The 17,199-nt window shown below is 35.1% G+C and carries 16 protein-coding genes; 8 read left to right on the forward strand and 8 right to left on the reverse strand.

Annotated features, from left to right (window positions below):
• Positions 1 to 14: 14 nt before the first annotated feature.
• Positions 15 to 1,382 carry a bifunctional UDP-N-acetylglucosamine diphosphorylase/glucosamine-1-phosphate N-acetyltransferase GlmU gene (glmU, locus tag RHO14_00245; GenBank protein ID WVD71253.1) on the reverse strand — a complete coding sequence of 456 codons (1,368 nt, stop codon included), beginning with the start codon at positions 1,380 to 1,382 and terminating at the stop codon, positions 15 to 17.
• Positions 1,383 to 1,538: 156 nt separating this feature from the next.
• Between glmU and hemE the strand changes: the two genes are divergently transcribed.
• The 3 genes from hemE to RHO14_00260 all read left to right on the forward strand — a co-directional run bounded on the left by hemE (position 1,539) and on the right by RHO14_00260 (position 3,643).
• Positions 1,539 to 2,615: a uroporphyrinogen decarboxylase gene (gene hemE / locus RHO14_00250; GenBank protein ID WVD71254.1), complete on the forward strand. Its 1,077-nt coding sequence runs from the start codon at positions 1,539 to 1,541 to the stop codon at positions 2,613 to 2,615.
• A complete protein-coding gene (locus RHO14_00255; protein WVD71255.1) occupies positions 2,612 to 3,223 on the forward strand; it encodes a DUF416 family protein in 612 nt (203 codons plus the stop codon). The genes hemE and RHO14_00255 overlap by 4 nt, the downstream gene beginning before the upstream one ends.
• A gap of 147 nt (positions 3,224 to 3,370) precedes the next feature.
• On the forward strand, positions 3,371 to 3,643 hold the full coding sequence (locus RHO14_00260; protein WVD71256.1) for an HU family DNA-binding protein: 273 nt from the start codon (positions 3,371 to 3,373) through the stop codon (positions 3,641 to 3,643).
• Between the two features lie 346 nt (positions 3,644 to 3,989).
• Here RHO14_00260 and lysS read toward each other — a convergent pair whose 3' ends face one another.
• From lysS to ppnN, 5 genes are all read right to left on the reverse strand, one after another.
• Positions 3,990 to 5,510, reverse strand: a complete 1,521-nt coding sequence (gene lysS / locus RHO14_00265) for a lysine--tRNA ligase (GenBank protein ID WVD71257.1) — start codon at positions 5,508 to 5,510, stop codon at positions 3,990 to 3,992.
• Between the two features lie 19 nt (positions 5,511 to 5,529).
• Positions 5,530 to 6,585 carry a peptide chain release factor 2 gene (gene prfB / locus RHO14_00270; GenBank protein WVD71258.1) on the reverse strand — a complete coding sequence of 352 codons (1,056 nt, stop codon included), beginning with the start codon at positions 6,583 to 6,585 and terminating at the stop codon, positions 5,530 to 5,532.
• A 303-nt stretch (positions 6,586 to 6,888) separates the two neighbouring features.
• Positions 6,889 to 7,575, reverse strand: a complete 687-nt coding sequence (gene aqpZ, locus RHO14_00275) for an aquaporin Z (GenBank protein ID WVD71259.1) — start codon at positions 7,573 to 7,575, stop codon at positions 6,889 to 6,891.
• Between the two features lie 396 nt (positions 7,576 to 7,971).
• Positions 7,972 to 8,595 (reverse strand): Fe-Mn family superoxide dismutase, encoded by a 624-nt coding sequence (locus tag RHO14_00280; protein WVD71260.1) that lies wholly within the window; start codon positions 8,593 to 8,595, stop codon positions 7,972 to 7,974.
• Positions 8,596 to 8,783: 188 nt separating this feature from the next.
• On the reverse strand, positions 8,784 to 10,160 hold the full coding sequence (gene ppnN, locus RHO14_00285; protein ID WVD71261.1) for a nucleotide 5'-monophosphate nucleosidase PpnN: 1,377 nt from the start codon (positions 10,158 to 10,160) through the stop codon (positions 8,784 to 8,786).
• A 171-nt stretch (positions 10,161 to 10,331) separates the two neighbouring features.
• On the opposite strand from ppnN, the gene syd reads away from it, so the two are divergent.
• The 5 genes from syd to qseC all read left to right on the forward strand — a co-directional run bounded on the left by syd (position 10,332) and on the right by qseC (position 15,787).
• The gene (gene syd / locus RHO14_00290; GenBank protein WVD71262.1) at positions 10,332 to 10,877 is read left to right on the forward strand and encodes a SecY-interacting protein; all 546 of its coding nucleotides are present in this window, start codon (positions 10,332 to 10,334) and stop codon (positions 10,875 to 10,877) included.
• 48 nt (positions 10,878 to 10,925) lie between these two features.
• On the forward strand, positions 10,926 to 12,119 hold the full coding sequence (locus RHO14_00295) for an amino acid aminotransferase (protein ID WVD71263.1): 1,194 nt from the start codon (positions 10,926 to 10,928) through the stop codon (positions 12,117 to 12,119).
• A 156-nt stretch (positions 12,120 to 12,275) separates the two neighbouring features.
• Positions 12,276 to 13,625 (forward strand): MATE family efflux transporter, encoded by a 1,350-nt coding sequence (locus RHO14_00300; GenBank protein WVD71264.1) that lies wholly within the window; start codon positions 12,276 to 12,278, stop codon positions 13,623 to 13,625.
• Positions 13,626 to 13,753: 128 nt separating this feature from the next.
• On the forward strand, positions 13,754 to 14,416 hold the full coding sequence (locus RHO14_00305; GenBank protein WVD71265.1) for a response regulator: 663 nt from the start codon (positions 13,754 to 13,756) through the stop codon (positions 14,414 to 14,416).
• Positions 14,417 to 14,428: 12 nt separating this feature from the next.
• Positions 14,429 to 15,787 (forward strand): quorum sensing histidine kinase QseC, encoded by a 1,359-nt coding sequence (gene qseC / locus RHO14_00310; GenBank protein ID WVD71266.1) that lies wholly within the window; start codon positions 14,429 to 14,431, stop codon positions 15,785 to 15,787.
• Between the two features lie 3 nt (positions 15,788 to 15,790).
• On the opposite strand, the gene RHO14_00315 is transcribed toward qseC, so the two are convergent.
• Together RHO14_00315 and accA are read right to left on the reverse strand one after the other, a co-directional pair.
• On the reverse strand, positions 15,791 to 16,165 hold the full coding sequence (locus RHO14_00315; GenBank protein WVD71267.1) for a diacylglycerol kinase: 375 nt from the start codon (positions 16,163 to 16,165) through the stop codon (positions 15,791 to 15,793).
• A gap of 14 nt (positions 16,166 to 16,179) precedes the next feature.
• Positions 16,180 to 17,139 carry an acetyl-CoA carboxylase carboxyl transferase subunit alpha gene (gene accA / locus RHO14_00320; GenBank protein ID WVD71268.1) on the reverse strand — a complete coding sequence of 320 codons (960 nt, stop codon included), beginning with the start codon at positions 17,137 to 17,139 and terminating at the stop codon, positions 16,180 to 16,182.
• Positions 17,140 to 17,199 lie beyond the last annotated feature (60 nt).

The following is a 17,199-nucleotide window of genomic DNA, read 5'->3' on the forward strand; positions in this document are numbered from 1 at the left end:
TTTTTTCCCTTACATTATTTCGCTTTTTTAACAGGTCGTTTCCAGTTAGCAATTTGTTTTTGCTTTACTCGGCTAACGACTAACTCATTTTCAGCCACATCATTGGTGACAGTTGTCCCCGCTGCAATTGTTGCCCCTTTAGCAATTTTAACTGGGGCAATAAGCTGGCTATCAGAACCGACAAATACATTATCTTCGATAATAGTTTTAAATTTATTGGCGCCATCATAATTACAAGTGATTGTGCCTGCGCCAATATTAACCTCTGAACCGATTTCGCTATCACCCAAATAACTTAGGTGCCCAGCTTTACTTCCTTTACCCAACTGAGCATTTTTAAGCTCAACAAAATTACCGACATGAGCCGTATCAGCTAATATAGAACCAGGTCTTAACCTAGCAAAAGGACCAACAGTGCAAGATTTGGCTAAAATAGAATTATCGATTACCGTATATGGGCTTATTTCGCAGTTATCGCCAATGATGCAGTTTTTTAATATACATCCAGCGCCAATATAAACATTATTACCAAGCTCAACATTGCCTTCAATAATGACATTGTTATCGATAATTACATCCATTCCATGCTTAAGTTGTCCTCGTAAATCGAACCGATTAGGATCAAGCAAAGTGAGGCCAGCAAGTAGTAAATCCTTTGCTAATTTTTGCTGATAGATCCTTTCTAGTGAAACAAGTTGTAAGCGGTTATTAACGCCAGCCACTTCACATTCATCAACAGGATGTGTTGCTTTAATTGCGCAGCCAGATTGATGTGCAAGGCGAATAACATCAGTTAGATAAAACTCGTGCTGAGCATTATGATTATCAACCTTTGCTAACCACTCTTTTAGTTGTTGCCCTGAAATTAGCATGATGCCAGTATTAACTTCATTAATTGAAAGTTGCGCTTTGGTTGCATCTTTTTGTTCTACAATTGCAACAATCTCGCCATTTTCCCTAACAATTCGTCCATACCCGCTTGGATCATCGAGCATAACTGTTAGCAATGAAATACCATTTTCTGGCTTATTAGCAACAAGCTTATTTAAGGTTTGAGCAGAAATTAATGGTGTATCTGCATATAAAATTAGAATATCTTCATTATCTTTGATGTGAGGAATTGCTTGTAAAACAGCATGACCGGTACCTAATTGTTGCTCTTGTAGCACTAATTTTACAGGTTGATTATTTAATGCTGATTCTAGCTGATCTTTACCATGACCATAGATCACATAAATATTATCCATATCTAATAACTTCACAGTATCGATGACATGTTGTAGCATCGATTTATGTCCAATTTTATGTAATACTTTAGGGAGATTAGAATACATTCTAGTGCCTTTACCCGCAGCGAGAATGATAGTACTTAATTTAGGCATAATAATAATCATATAAAAACAAGTACTATTACTATAATAAAAGACGGCATTTATAACAATGCAATTAACCTTGATTTAATTAATTTTTAAGTCAAAATAAGTATTAGGACATATTTTATCTCATATTAATTGTAATAACCTATTTTAGGAAAAATTATGCAACGACAAAATGATCGTTATCTTAGAGCTCTACAATGTCAACCGGTCGATTGTACGCCGGTATGGATGATGCGCCAGGCTGGTCGGTATTTACCTGAATATCGTCAATTACGCGCAAAAGCGGGCGATTTTATGACTATGTGTAAAAATCCAGAATTAGCTTGTGAGGTAACGTTACAACCATTACGCCGTTTTGATTTAGATGCAGCGATCATCTTTTCTGATATTTTAACAATACCTGATGCAATGGGATTAGGACTTTATTTTGAACAAGGTGAAGGACCTAAATTTAAAAATCCGATCACTAATTTCAATGATATTAATAAGTTATCAATACCTGATCCTGAAATAGAACTAACTTACGTCATGGATGCAATTAGACTAACGCGTAAAGAACTACAAGGTAAAGTACCATTAATTGGATTTGCAGGAAGCCCTTGGACACTCGCGACTTATATGATAGAAGGTGGCAGTAGTAAAACCTTTACTAAAATCAAGAAAATGCTTTATAGCGATCCCGCTTCATTACATTTATTATTAGATAAATTGGCTGAAAGTGTTGCACTTTACTTAAATGCACAAATCAAAGCAGGCGCACAATCTATTATGATTTTCGATAGTTGGGGAGGAGCACTAAGCCACCGCAGTTATCTTGAATTTTCACTACAATATATGCATAAAATTATTTCCCTACTAGATCGTGGAACGCGCGGGCCAAGTTATACTAAAGATTATGTTCCGGTCACTTTATTTACTAAAGGGGGGGGCCTTTGGTTAGATAAAATTATGCAAGCTGGCTGTGATGCCGTTGGCGTCGATTGGACAGTTGATCTTTCGACACTACCAAAAGAAAATATTGCAATACAAGGGAATTTAGACCCAACTGTATTATATGCAGATAGAGTAACTATTAAAAATAATATAGATCTAATATTAAAAGAATTCGGCCCCTACAATGGTCATATATTCAATTTAGGGCATGGAATCAACCAAGATACTCCAATAGAAAGTGTTGAAGTCTTAGTTAATACAGTGCATCAATTATCCAAAAGAGACCATAATGGAGAATCATGATGATTAAAAATCCAATACACTTACGCCTAGAAAAGCTCGCTAGCTGGCAATTAAAACTGTTTATGGTTTGTTTATGTGAAAGAATGTATCCTAACTTTGCGCTTTATTGCCAACAAATGAATAGTAGTGATGATAAAATCTATAAAGCAATTATTGATTTAAACTGGGAATCGATGTTAGTTAAAAATGTAAAAATCAATTTCGATGGTCAACTAGAAAAGCTAGAAGAAATTATTCCATCAGTTGATGATAATAGCCCATATAGTGTTTATCCAGCAATTGATGCATGTGAAGCATTGAGTGAACTCGTTCATTCTTATTTAAGTGGCGAACAATTAGTTGAACATGCAATAGCAGTTAGCCGAATTTCATTAAAAACGATTATCGAACTAGAATCAGCCAAAACAGGAAATGATTTAAGTGAAAATGAACTTAAAGAATATCAACCAATTCTAGATGAACTTGATGTACAATGGGAAATATATCGTGTATTAAAAAATGAAAAAAATCAGGATTTAGAGTTAATAAAAGGATTAAAAAACGACTTGCGAGAAGAGCAAATTAGCAATATTGGTGTTTTTTTGAGCAGTCAAACGGAAAAAAGGTAATTTTTTACAAGGTTTTGATAAATTTTACTTTAATCTTATTTAAATATAGTCTACATTTAGGTTCATTGGTAATGTATTTTACCTTGGCTAAATAAAAAATTTAGCCATAACTCTGTCAACGATAAATTATTATGTAAGGATATGTCCATGAATAAAACAGAACTTGTAGATGCTATCGCTGCTAAAGCTAACATAACTAAAGTTGCGGCAAAAACTGCACTTGAAGCAACATTATCAGCTGTTTCAGATTCACTTCAAAAAGGTGAAGCAGTTCAATTAGTTGGTTTCGGTACGTTCAAAGTAAATAGCCGTAAAGCACGTACTGGTCGTAACCCAAAAACTGGTAAAGAAATTAAAATTGCTGCTACTAAAGTCCCAGCTTTCGTTGCAGGTAAAGGTCTAAAAGATACTGTTAAGTAATTGGAAATATAAATAATTTATTTTTATTTATAAAATTTTTTAATTAATTGCTAATGAAGTACTTAATTAAAGAATTTCAAGTGCATATAAAGGGCCAAACTAATAAATAGATTGGTCTTTTTTATTAAGCTATTTATTACACTTCAATTAATTCATTAGTACGATATTGTTACTATCAATAATCACCAAACTAGTTAGTTAACTATCCCCTATTAAATTAGATAGATAATAATATAAAAATTCGTTATATTTTTGTTGTAACCTATCATTATAGGATAAAAAGGACTGCCTCGTACACAAGGATGAATTGATAGTGAAAGGCGACTTTAGCCGCCTTTATGAATCATTATTTAACAGGGCGCATCGCTGGGAATAAAATAACATCACGAATAGTATGGCTATTGGTAAATAGCATAACTGTGCGGTCAATACCAATACCTAGGCCCGCTGTTGGCGGTAATCCGTGTTCTAATGCCGTAACATAGTCTTCATCGTAGAACATTGCTTCGTCATCACCAGAATCTTTTTGCTTAACTTGATCTGCAAAACGCTCTGCTTGATCTTCTGCATCATTTAGTTCAGAGAAACCGTTGCCGATTTCACGTCCACCAATAAAAAACTCAAAACGATCGGTGACAAATGGGTTATCATCATTGCGCCTTGCTAGTGGTGAAACTTCTGCCGGATATTCGGTAATAAATGTTGGCTGAATTAAATTGATTTCGACAACCTCTTCAAAGATTTCAGTAACGACGCGACCAAGTCCCCAACCTTTTTCAATTTCAATACCAATCGCAGTTGCAATCGCACAGGCTTTATTAAAATCATCTAAATCAGCGATATTGGTTTGTGGTCGGTAATGACAAATCGATTCACGCATTGTCATCTTGATAAATGGTTTACCAAAATCAAATGTATGCTCACCATATTGTACAACCGCAGAACCTGTCGAGATAATAGCTAGACGTCTAAATAATGATTCTGTAAGTAAAATCAAGTCCTTATAGTCAGCATAAGCCATATAGAGTTCCATCATAGTAAACTCAGGATTATGGCGCGGTGAAACCCCTTCATTGCGGAAATTACGATTAATTTCATAAACTCGCTCAAAGCCGCCAACCACTAATCGTTTTAAATAAAGTTCTGGCGCGATACGTAAATACATATCTAAATCAAGCGCATTGTGATGAGTGATAAAAGGTTTAGCTGCAGCTCCCCCAGGAATAACTTGCATCATTGGCGTTTCAACTTCCATAAAGTGTTTTTCAGCCATAAACTGACGAATTTCAGCTACAATTTGGGAGCGCACTTTAAAAGTGTTACGTGACGCTTCATTCGTAATGAGATCTAAATAACGCTGACGATAGCGCGTTTCTTGATCTGCAAGGCCATGGAACTTATCAGGTAATGGTCTTAATGCTTTAGTTAGTAAGCGAATATCTTCACAATGAATAGATAGCTCACCCGTTTTAGTTTTAAATAAGTATCCTTTAGCCGCAACAATATCACCTAAATCCCATTTTTTGAACTGTTCATTATAGAATCCTTCAGCTAATTCATCTCGTGTTACATAAAGCTGAATTTGTCCGCCAACATCTTGCAGAGAAACAAATGATGCTTTACCCATAATTCGACGCATCATCATGCGACCTGCAACAGCAACATATATTTTCGCTTCGACAAGTTCTTCATTAGTCTTTTCGCCATATTGTGCGTGTAGATCGCTAGAAATAGCATCGCGACGAAAATCGTTAGGAAAAGCAATACCTTGCTCTCTAATATGGACTAATTTTTCACGACGACTTTTTAACTCGTTATTTAACTCTTCTAAGCTAGTATTAATTGATTCTGATTGCTGTGTTGACATGGTTTTACCTTATAACTCGTTATAAGCCTGCTTTTAGGCTCTCTTCAATAAATTGATCTAAATCACCATCAAGGACGGCTTGTGTATTGCGCGTTTCAACGCCGGTACGTAAATCTTTTATGCGTGAATCATCTAGAACATAAGAGCGGATCTGGCTACCCCACCCAATATCTGATTTATTCTCTTCCATTTGCTGCTTTTCAGCATTTTTCTTATGCATCTCAAGTTCATACAATTTAGCTTTTAATTGCTTCATCGCTTGATCTTTATTGCTATGCTGAGAGCGGTTATTTTGGCACTGGGTAACAATACCCGTAGGGACGTGAGTAATACGAACAGCAGATTCAGTTTTATTAACATGCTGTCCCCCGGCCCCTGATGCTCTATAAACGTCAATACGTAAATCAGCCGGATTCATGTCAATATCAATATCATCATCAACTTCAGGATAGATAAATACCGAAGCAAATGATGTGTGCCGTCGATTACCTGAATCAAAAGGACTTTTACGAACTAATCGGTGGACGCCAGTTTCTGTTCTTAACCAGCCAAATGCATAATCACCAGCAACGCGAATAGTTGCAGATTTAATTCCCGCAACATCACCATCAGAAACTTCCATTACTTCGGTTGTGAATCCTTTTGATTCAGCCCAGCGAAGATACATTCGAAGTAACATTTCAGCCCAATCTTGTGCCTCTGTCCCGCCAGAACCTGATTGAATATCTAAATAACAATCAGCACTATCATATTCACCAGAAAACATACGGCGAAATTCAAGCTTATCAAGTTTTTTTTCTAGCTGTGACAACTCAAAATTAGTTTCATCAAAGGTATCTTGATCTTCAGCCTCAATGGCTAGCTCCAATAGACCTTCGACATCATCTAAACCTTGAGTGAGTGTATCGATCGTATCAATTATTTCTTCAAGTGCTACACGTTCTTTGCCAAGCGACTGAGCTTTTTCTGGATTAGACCATACGTCCGCCTGTTCGAGTTCACCGTTAACTTCCTCAAGACGCTCTTTCTTCGTTTCATAGTCAAAGGTACCCCCGAATAACCGCAGTGCGTTCATTAAGTTCAATAATTTTATTTTTAGTAGGATTAATTTCAAACATAAATGTTATCGTTACCTTTCATTTTTTAGTAAGAATTAATTTTTTACACTACAGGCTAACCCAAAGTGAAAAATGTAAAAATTTTGATAATAATTCGCTATTTTAGCGGATTTGTGCAACAGAATATAGATCTATAGAGAAAAATCTCATATCTTGCTCTAGATTTATCAAGATCGTTAAGTTTAATTAGAAGGGCTATGAATTAAAAAGGCTCAATCTTGAGCCATTTTTATAAGAATTCACTAATAGGATGAATTACATTACTTATTTTTACAAAGTAGAGGAAAAATAGTTCCAGCTAATACTGCGCCAATAATCGGGGCAATCCAGAAAATCCATAATTGACCAAGCGCCCAACCTTGAACAAAGATGGCTTGACTAGTCGCTCGAGCCGGATTTACAGAAGTATTCGTTATAGGAATAGTAATTAAATGAATAAGCGTTAAACCTAAGCCAATGGCGATAGGAGCAAAACCAGCCGGTGCTTTACCATGTGTAGACCCCATAATAATCATTAAAAAAGCAAATGTCATGATGATTTCACAAATAAAACCAGCAGCGAAACTATATTTGCCCGGAGAATGTTCTGCTACGCCATTAGCAGCAAAGCCATCAAATAATGAAAAACCCGCTTTTCCACTTGCAATAAAATACAAAATTGCTGCGGCAATAATACCACCAATAACTTGAGCAATAATATAAGGTATCACATCTTTTAGTGGAAAACGTTTACCTATCAATAAACCAATGGTTACAGCCGGATTCAGATGACAGCCAGAAATATGACCAATTGCATAAGCCATCGTTAATACTGTTAACCCAAATGCTAAAGCAACACCTGCATAACCAATTTCAAATCCCGCGAGGACTGCACTTCCACAACCACCTAAAACAAGCCAAAACGTACCAAAGGTTTCAGCTAAACATCTTACTCTTAGAGAATACATAAAAACCCTTTAACTATTTAAAATAATACTCGATTTTGTTTTATCTTTGAAAACAAATGAAAATAGTGATATGAATTAAATATTGATAAAAAACAGGTGGCTACTATTTATCATTTTTATATTTAACCGTCAATTTCAGTGATCAAAAATTACATAAATTGTATAAATAAAAAATAAATTTCTTACAATTCAAAATTTTTATTCAAATAAAAGTGACTATTTCAAAAATTTAAAAAAATTAATTAAGGTAAGTTAGGGAAAACAGATATGCCATAAATAGAAAAATGATATAGAGAAAACTGGGTCGTTATAAAATTGATAAAGATACAAGGATTAAAATAAAAAAAAGACGCCATCAATTAAGTTAGCGCCTTCTTATCAATAGACTAAAACTAATTATTTTGCAGCAGTATATAACTGAGCGACTTTATCCCAGTTAACCACATTCCAAAATGCACCAATATAATCAACACGGCGATTTTGGTATTTTAAGTAATAAGCATGCTCCCAAACATCAAGAGTCAGAATCGGCGTACCACAAACACCTGCAAATTTTTCACCCATAATAGGCGTATCTTGGTTTGGTGTTGAAACAATAGCTAATTTTCCGTTTTGAACAACTAACCATGCCCAACCAGAACCAAAACGCGTTGTCGCTGCAGCTGCAAATTTTTCTTTAAAAGCATCTATAGAACCAAAATCTTTTTCAATAGCAGTTTTCAATTCACCTTTCAATTCAGTGCCAACTTTTAGTAGCTCCCAAAAGAAAGTATGATTAACATGACCACCAACATTATTTTTAATCGCTGTTAATTTCTCAGCTGGGACTTTATCTAAATGTTTTAATAACTCTTCTGCAGATAAAGCTTGTAGATCTGCTGATAAAGATTCAACTGCGACGTTTGAGTTATTGACATAAGTTTGATGATGCTTATCATGATGAAGATGCATTGTTTCTGAATCAATGTAAGGTTCTAAAGCGTCATACGCATAAGGTAAAGGGGATAAAGAGTAAGCCATAGTATTGCTCCTTTTAATCATTATAGAGAATAATACAAAATTCTATTGTAATTTTTTAAGTATACCTGCTTTGTCGGTTATCTCAATCTATTATTTTTATAGTTAATATCTATTTCAAAGATATATTAATTAAATTAAAAAAAACAATTAATCATTTGATTTTTATCAATTATATTTTTAATATTTAATTAATAACAGATCTCGTAACATGGCTGATAAGCAGTGCCACCGGGTAGTTTCATTCGATGTTGTTCAACAAAACTTCGCAATAGCTCATCAAGTTGCTTCATAATTTGCGGATCGCCTTGTAATTTATAAGGACCATGTAGCTCTATTTGCTTCATACCAGATTCTTTAACATTACCCGCTACAATGCCAGAAAATGCTCTACGTAAATCAGCGGCTAGATGTTCAACTGGCTGATCTTTATGTAAATTTAAATGCGCCATATTTTCATGCGTTGGATCAAATGGGTGTTGTAATTCTTTAGTAATTTTTAACGTCCAATTAAACCCATATGCATCACCACTAGTTAAGCGAGAAGCTTTAACTTGTTTAACACCACTTTTCATAATTCTTGCTACTTCTTCGGGATTATCAATAACGATTTGGTAAAGTTTAGTCGCTTCTTCACCTAACGTGTTATGTATGAATAAATCGATCGCATCAAAATAATCACGACACTCTTTCGGGCCAGTTAAAATAAGTGGTAGTGCCTGATTTTCATTAGCGGGATCTAATAATATACCAAGAATATACAGTAACTCTTCAGCAGTTCCTGGGCCACCTGGGAAAATAATGATGCCATGCGCCATACGAACAAATGCTTCTAAACGTTTTTCAATGTCAGGCATGATAATGAGCTCATTCACTAATGCATTAGGTGGCTCAGCTGCAATAATTGATGGCTCAGTCATCCCAATAAACCGGCTCTCTTTGTACCGCTGCTGCGCATGTCCAACTGCAGCGCCTTTCATTGGTGCTTCCATGATCCCAGGGCCACAACCAGTACAAATATTAAGTTCTCGTAAACCTAGCTGCATTCCAACTTGTCTTGAATAATAATATTCAATCTCATTAATTGAATGTCCTCCCCAACAAACGACTAAGTTAGGATCTTCACCAACATGTAGCGCATTTGCATTACGCAAAATAGCAAAGACAAGATTAGTAATATAAAAAGAGATATCTTGTTTATCTAGGGCAGGCGTGAGTATTGCTTTAATTGCGGCAACTTGACTATTAACGAATAAAATATCACGCAAAACTGCAAACAAATTTGCTTGAATAGAACGAACAATTTTACCATCAACAAAAGCACTTTGTGGCGGATTAACTAATTCGAGTTTTACACCACGCTCTTTACTAATGACATTAATTTCATACGATAAATATTTATCGAGTAGCTCTTTTGTATTATCCGTTTTACTTCCAGCGTTAAGTGTCGCTAATGAACAATTTCTAAACAGTTGATAAAGTTCACTATTAGCCGAACGTTTTAACATATCTACTTCAATTTGTGCGAGTAGATCCATCGATCCTAATGGACTAATATGGGTAATCACATCAACCTCTCTTTGCGACTTAAGCTAGTTATTGTTAGAATTATTCGATACAATACTAAAATTATAAGTGTTGCCGTTATATTCACGCCATTAGCTACAATGAAATATAGCCTTACTCAAGAATAGCCAATTTATTACTAAAACTAAAGCCATTATTTGATAAATATGCAAATGAATAAAACTCAATCAGATAGTCTTATATTTTTTACCAAGCGCTATATAGATATATGGCAAGATACCGTTAACCATAATCCCAAAAGTAGCGAATTATATGGTATGCCATCACCATGTATTAAAGATACCATAGATTTAGCTATTTTTTGGTTACCCATAAGGCCTAGCCCTCATACGCTAAACATTGTTGAGGAAGTTATAAATATTCGTATCCATGATGATGCTCATCTTTTTTATGGCACACAATATGCTGGTGATATGAAAGCACAATGGAATCATTTATCTTTATCGCTTTTGCAAATTTGGAGTGATGATGATTTTTCAAGGCTAGAACAAAATATTATCGCGCATTTGACGATGCAAAAAAGACTAAAACGTCGCCCTTCTATTTTTATTGCAACGACAGATGATGAAACAGAAATAGTTTCAATAGATAATCAAACTGGGAACGTGATTTTAGAAAAACTAATTACCAATGAAACTGACGTCTTAGCTGATGATTTAGACGCGTTTCTAAGCAGCCTAAAACCTATTGTTCAATAGCTTTTATAAGGCATATAATAAATTCAATTTTAAAAAATTGGGGAAACCATGTTTGAAAATTTAGTAGCAGCGCCAGCCGACCCGATTTTAGGGCTAGCTGAAATATTTAATGCTGATGAACGAATTAATAAAATTAATCTTAGTGTTGGGATCTATAAAGATGAACATATGCTAACACCAGTTCTTGCGTGTGTAAAAAAAGCAGAAGCTCAATTATTAGAAAACGAACAAACTAAATCCTATCTTCCTATTGAAGGGTTGGCAACTTTTAATACCCTAACCCAAAAATTAATTTTAGGCGAAGATAATCAATTAATTATTAGTGGTAGAGTAAAAACAGCCCAAGCACCAGGAGGCACTGGTGCATTAAGAATTATGGCTGACTTTTTAGTTAAACGTACAAAGATTAAACGCATTTGGGTTAGTAGTCCAACATGGCCAAATCATCAGAGTATTTTTCAAACTGCAGGCTTGGAAGTAAGAGACTATCGCTATTATAATGCTCAAACTCATGAGTTAGATTTTGATTCACTAATTGAAGATTTAAATCACGTTTCAGCTGGCGAAGCAGTTCTTTTCCACGGCTGTTGCCATAACCCAACAGGAATTGATCCAACACCAGAGCAATGGCAAATTATTTCAGATCTAGCCTTAAAAAAAGGCTGGTTACCTGTTTTTGATCTAGCTTATCAAGGCTTTGGTCAAGGTTTAGATGAAGATGCACTTGGTGTTCGGTTATTTGCCAAAAACCAACCAGAATTATTAATTGCAAGCTCTTATTCGAAAAACTTTGGTTTATATAATGAACGAGTTGGTGCATTAACTTTAATTGCTGAAAATGAAGACATTGCCGAACGCGCATTTAGTCAGGTGCGAACAATCATCCGAGCTAATTATTCTAATCCACCATCTCATGGTGCGAATGTTGTTGTTAATATTTTAAGTAATCCAGAAATGAAAGATGAATGGATTGATGAATTAACAACGATGCGGCAAAGAATACATCGTATGCGACAATTGTTTGTCAAAACGCTACAAGAAAAAGGGGCAAAGCAGGATTTTAGTTTTATCACTAAACAAAATGGTATGTTCTCATTTAGCGGATTAACAGAAGAACAAGTTTTTGCATTAAGAAATGATTATGGGATCTATATTGTTAATTCTGGACGACTTAATGTCGCTGGTATGACACTTGATAATATGTCTTTATTATGCGAATCAATTGTAAAAGTTCTATCTTAGCTATCGGTTACTTTTGCTCTATTTGCAACTTAATATGTAAATAGAGTAATTTCAAATATTTTTAGTATGTTTAATAAATAATCAATAGCATCTCACATTAAATCAAGTATAATTCACCAAAAATTATTAATTAATAATTAGTTAAGTAGGATTTTTATGAAACAAGATCGCTCAGTTATCGATCAATCACTTTTTTCACTCAGTTGGCCAATTTTTATTGATATCTTCTTGCATTTAGCAACTTTATTTATCAATACCTATATGATTAGCCATGTGTCAATGTCAATGGTCGCTGCAACCACCGTTGGTAATCAATTTTTTGATATCTTTATCCCGATCTTTAATTTCATTGGTATTGGTTGTAGTGTGGTTGTTGCTCAGTACTTAGGTGCTGGTACTCGAGATCTTGCCCGTAAAGCAATTCACTTATCTATCTCATTTAACCTCGTCCTTGGGGCGTTATGTTATATATTTATCTCAATACTCGGTTATCAAGTATTGATTTGGATGAATACACCTGCAGCTATTTTAGATATGAGCTATGATTATTTCCATATTTTGGGGATTTGCTTAATGTTTGAAGCTGTTGCAATTATAATGGCATCTTGTTTAAGAGTTTATGGTCATTCAAAAGTCGCCATGTACGTATCACTAATTATGAATGTAATAACGATTATTGGTAATATCATTGTCCTTTATGGCTTTTTTGGTATTCCGGAAATGGGGCTTGTTGGTGTCGCATGGTCGACAGTCATTGGCCGCGTTGTAGGGGTTATATTGCTATTTTGCTTATTATTTTATGGATTGCGAATTAAAGCAGAATTATCACAATTTTTAAACTGGAATAAAAATATCCTTAAGCAAATTTTTAAGATTGGCTTGCCCTCTGCCGGAGAAAATCTAGCATGGTCGGGGCAAATACTGGTTATGACAGCGTTTATTGGACTGATGGGAGAAACAGCACTTGCCGCACAAGCTATATTTTTCCAAATATCTTATTTCATGATGCTATTTGCACTTTCAATTGGCGTAGGTAATGAAATTATGGTCGGGCACCTTGTCGGCGCTAAACGTTTTGATGATGCTTATAAACGTACGTTTAAAAGTTTAAAATTAGGCATGATAGTTACGGCAATCGTTGTTATTAGTTTCTTTTTACTTCGAAAACCGTTAGTAACCTCGTTTACTGACGACTTAGATGTTATTAATACAATTTTACCTATTTTTATTTTATCAATTTTCCTTGAACCTGGTCGTACACAAAATATCGTAATGGTTAATGCCTTAAGGGCTACTGGGGATGCTAAATTCCCGCTATATGCAGCCTTAGTTTGTATGTGGGGGATCTCAATTCCTGTCGGCTATTTTCTTGGTATAAAAATGGGAATGGGCCTGATGGGGATCTGGATTGGCTTTGCTTGTGATGAATGGATCCGAGGGCTCGTTAATGCATGGCGCTGGAAATCACGTAAATGGGAAGCTAAACGACTTGATATTGAACACTAAAAATAGTTAGATAATGGTAAGCTTGCATCTTCTAAATTGAAAAACTTATTACACTTAATATTATCTTAATATTTATTTTATAGCATAACAATATCTATAAATGACCGAATAATAATGAGAAAAAAATAATGAGAATACTTCTTATAGAGGATGATACCTTAATCGGTGATGGTATACAAATTGGCCTAAAAAAATTAGGATTTACTCTCGATTGGTTTACTGATGGGCAAGAAGGTGAAAATGCCCTATCCTTAGCCCCTTATGATGCGGTAATACTTGATTTAACCCTACCGAAAAAAGATGGTTTAACCATCCTAAAAAGCTGGCGCCAGTCAGGGATTGTAACCCCGGTATTAATTCTAACTGCTAGAGATGCTATTGAGCAGCGCGTAGTTGGGTTACAATCTGGCGCTGATGACTATGTTTGTAAACCTTTTGCTTTATCTGAACTATCAGCGAGAATTCAAGCTCTCATTCGCCGTAGTCACCAAAAAATGGGGCCTGAATTAACATTTGGAGACATTAGTTATAATTCAGAAACCCACGAAGTTAAGCAAAATGGAAAATTAGTTGTATTAACTAGCAAAGAAACACGTTTGCTTGAACTGTTTTTATTAAATGCAAATAAAGTACTATCTAGAGACCTTATACAAGAAAAACTTTATAGCTGGTCTGATGATGTAGTAAGTAATACCGTAGATGTTTATATTCATAATTTGCGTAAAAAACTGGGTAATAATGTGATTAAAACTATTTATGGTGCGGGTTATGCCCTTAGCGGCCAAGAGTAGGGACACAATTATATGAAATCATATAGTTTACGTTTGCGATTAATCTTTTTCATTAGTAGTCTTTTATTGTTAGCCTGCTCAATCACGACGAGTATCTCTTATTATGAACTAAAAAATTCATTAAAACAGGTCTTTGATAGTCAACAATTACTTTTCGCTAAACGACTTGCCAGCCTAAGTTACCATGGAAATATGGTATTGAACACAGCACATGCTAAGACGCCAAAAATAAATGAAAATGAACTACAATCGTTAGACTATGATGATGATGCCCTCGCTTTCGCAATTTTTAATCGCGAAGGTAAAATGGTCGTTGATGACGGTGAAAATGGTAAAAAATTTTATTTTTATGGTGGTTTTTTCCACCCCCAAAAACATAGGGCAATGATAAGTGAACAAGGAAAATGGCGTATACTATGGTTACTTAGTAACGATAATCGCTCAATTATAGCAGTAGGCCAAAAACTTGATTATCAGCAAGATATTCTGACTGAGCTTGTTTATAAACAGCTGATCCCTTGGCTAACAACATTTTTTATCATTATATTATTTATTGCAATATTAATTGGACGAAGTTTTTCACCCATCAAAATATTGGCTAATCGAATTGCTAGGCGAAAACCAGATGAAGACAGTACTATTGATATTAATGGTATCGCTAAAGAAATCAGCCCTTTTATCCTTGCCTTAAATAAATTATTTGCTCGTATTACATCAATGATAACTCACGAGAGGCAGTTTATTTCAGATGCAGCTCACGAATTAAGAACACCACTTGCCGCACTTCGAGTACAAACTGAAGTAGCTCAGCTATCAGATGATGATAAAGTTAGCCGCGAACGTGCGCTTAATAATTTAATCATTGGTATTGATCGTACCACTCATCTTGTTGATCAACTATTAACATTATCACGTTTAGATTCTTTAGAAATCCAAGATGAACTACAAACTATATCTTGGCAAGAACTGATTAATCATGTGGTTGAAGAGCTAAAACCATTAGCGCAACAAAAAAATATTAAAACCATAATAAATGAACAAAGTATTAATCGAAAGATCGAAGGACACCCATTATTATTATCTATTTTAGTACGCAACCTAATTAATAATTCGATACGTTATATCCCAGATAATTCACAAATAACTATTACGATCGAGAACAATACCATCACGTTTGCCGATAATGGCCTAGGCGTCGCAAATGAAACATTAGTTCGTTTAGGGGAACGATTTTTCCGTCCTGCAGGGCAAAAAGAAAAAGGCAGTGGACTGGGTTTATCTATCGTCAAAAAAATTGCTGAATTACATAAAATAAAAGTAAAATTTGATAACCAAAAACAAGGAGGATTTATTGTGATCCTCCGTTATTAATCTTTATGTTTCCGGAAAAAAATGACAGGCAAATAAATAAACCCACAAACTTAATGCAAGCAAAATAGATAGGAAAACAGCTGCAGAACCATAATCTTTAGCTCGTCCAGACAACTCATTATACTCAGTGCTAATACGATCAACAATACATTCTATTGCACTATTAATTAATTCAACAATCATCACAAAACCAACTGATCCCAGTAGTAATATGCGCTCATAAATTGAAAAATCAACGACCATAACAATAATATAAGCGACAATAAACGAGAAAAATTCTTGCCTAAATGCCGCCTCATTAATGAAAGCAGATTTCAATCCTTGAATAGAGTATTTCCCGGCACTAATAATTCTTCGAATGCCTTTAGCTTTCGTCATTGCAGTACCTATAATTATCTGACATAGCCATAATTCATTAAACGTTGAAAACGTCTTTCTAATAATGCTTGTGGCTCCATCTCTTCGAGTTCGTCAAGATCGTTCAAAAGTTGTTTTTTCAATGAAGCAGAAATTGCCGTATAGTTTCGATGAGCACCACCTAATGGCTCGGTAATAAGCGAATCAATCAGGTTCAATTTTAATAGTTTATCAGCGGTCATATTCATCGCTTCAGCCGCTAACGACGCTTTATCAGCACTTTTCCATAAAATAGAGGCGCAGCCTTCTGGTGATATAACAGAATAAGTACTGTACTGTAGCATATTAACTTTATCGCCAACACCTAATGCAAGCGCGCCACCTGAGCCGCCCTCACCGATAACAGTACAAATAATGGGTACATTTAACCTAGACATCTCACGTAGATTACGAGCGATGGCTTCTGATTGACCTCGTTCTTCCGCACCGATTCCAGGATAGGCGCCCGGGGTATCAATAAATGTGATAATGGGTAAATGAAAACGCTCAGCAAGTTGCATTAATCGTAATGCTTTACGATAACCTTCTGGAGCTGGCATACCAAAATTACGATAAATTTTGCTTTTTGTTTCTCGCCCTTTTTGATGACCAATAATAACAACGGGTCTATCGCCAATACGCGCCATACCACCAATAATTGCTTTATCATCAGCATATGCCCTATCACCATGAAGTTCATCAAAATCGGTAAAAATCTCTTTAATGTAGTCAAGTGTATATGGTCTATTTGGATGACGAGCTAACTGTGCAACTTGCCACGGAGTTAGGTTTGAAAAGATTTTTTTTGTTAACTCTTTGCTTTTTTTATTAAGCAATTTAATCTCATCATCAAGATTAATATCAAGTTTAACTTCTTGTGAATCCATGTTTTTTAGTGAGTCAATTTTAGCTTCTAACTCAGCAATAGGTTTCTCAAAATCTAAGAAATTCTTCATAACTATTCAACTTTTGCCTCTATAGGTATCTTGTTAGTGACGACAAGATTCATCTATCAT

This window comes from Orbaceae bacterium lpD04 (assembly GCA_036251935.1).
Classification (GTDB): domain Bacteria; phylum Pseudomonadota; class Gammaproteobacteria; order Enterobacterales; family Orbaceae; genus Orbus; species Orbus wheelerorum.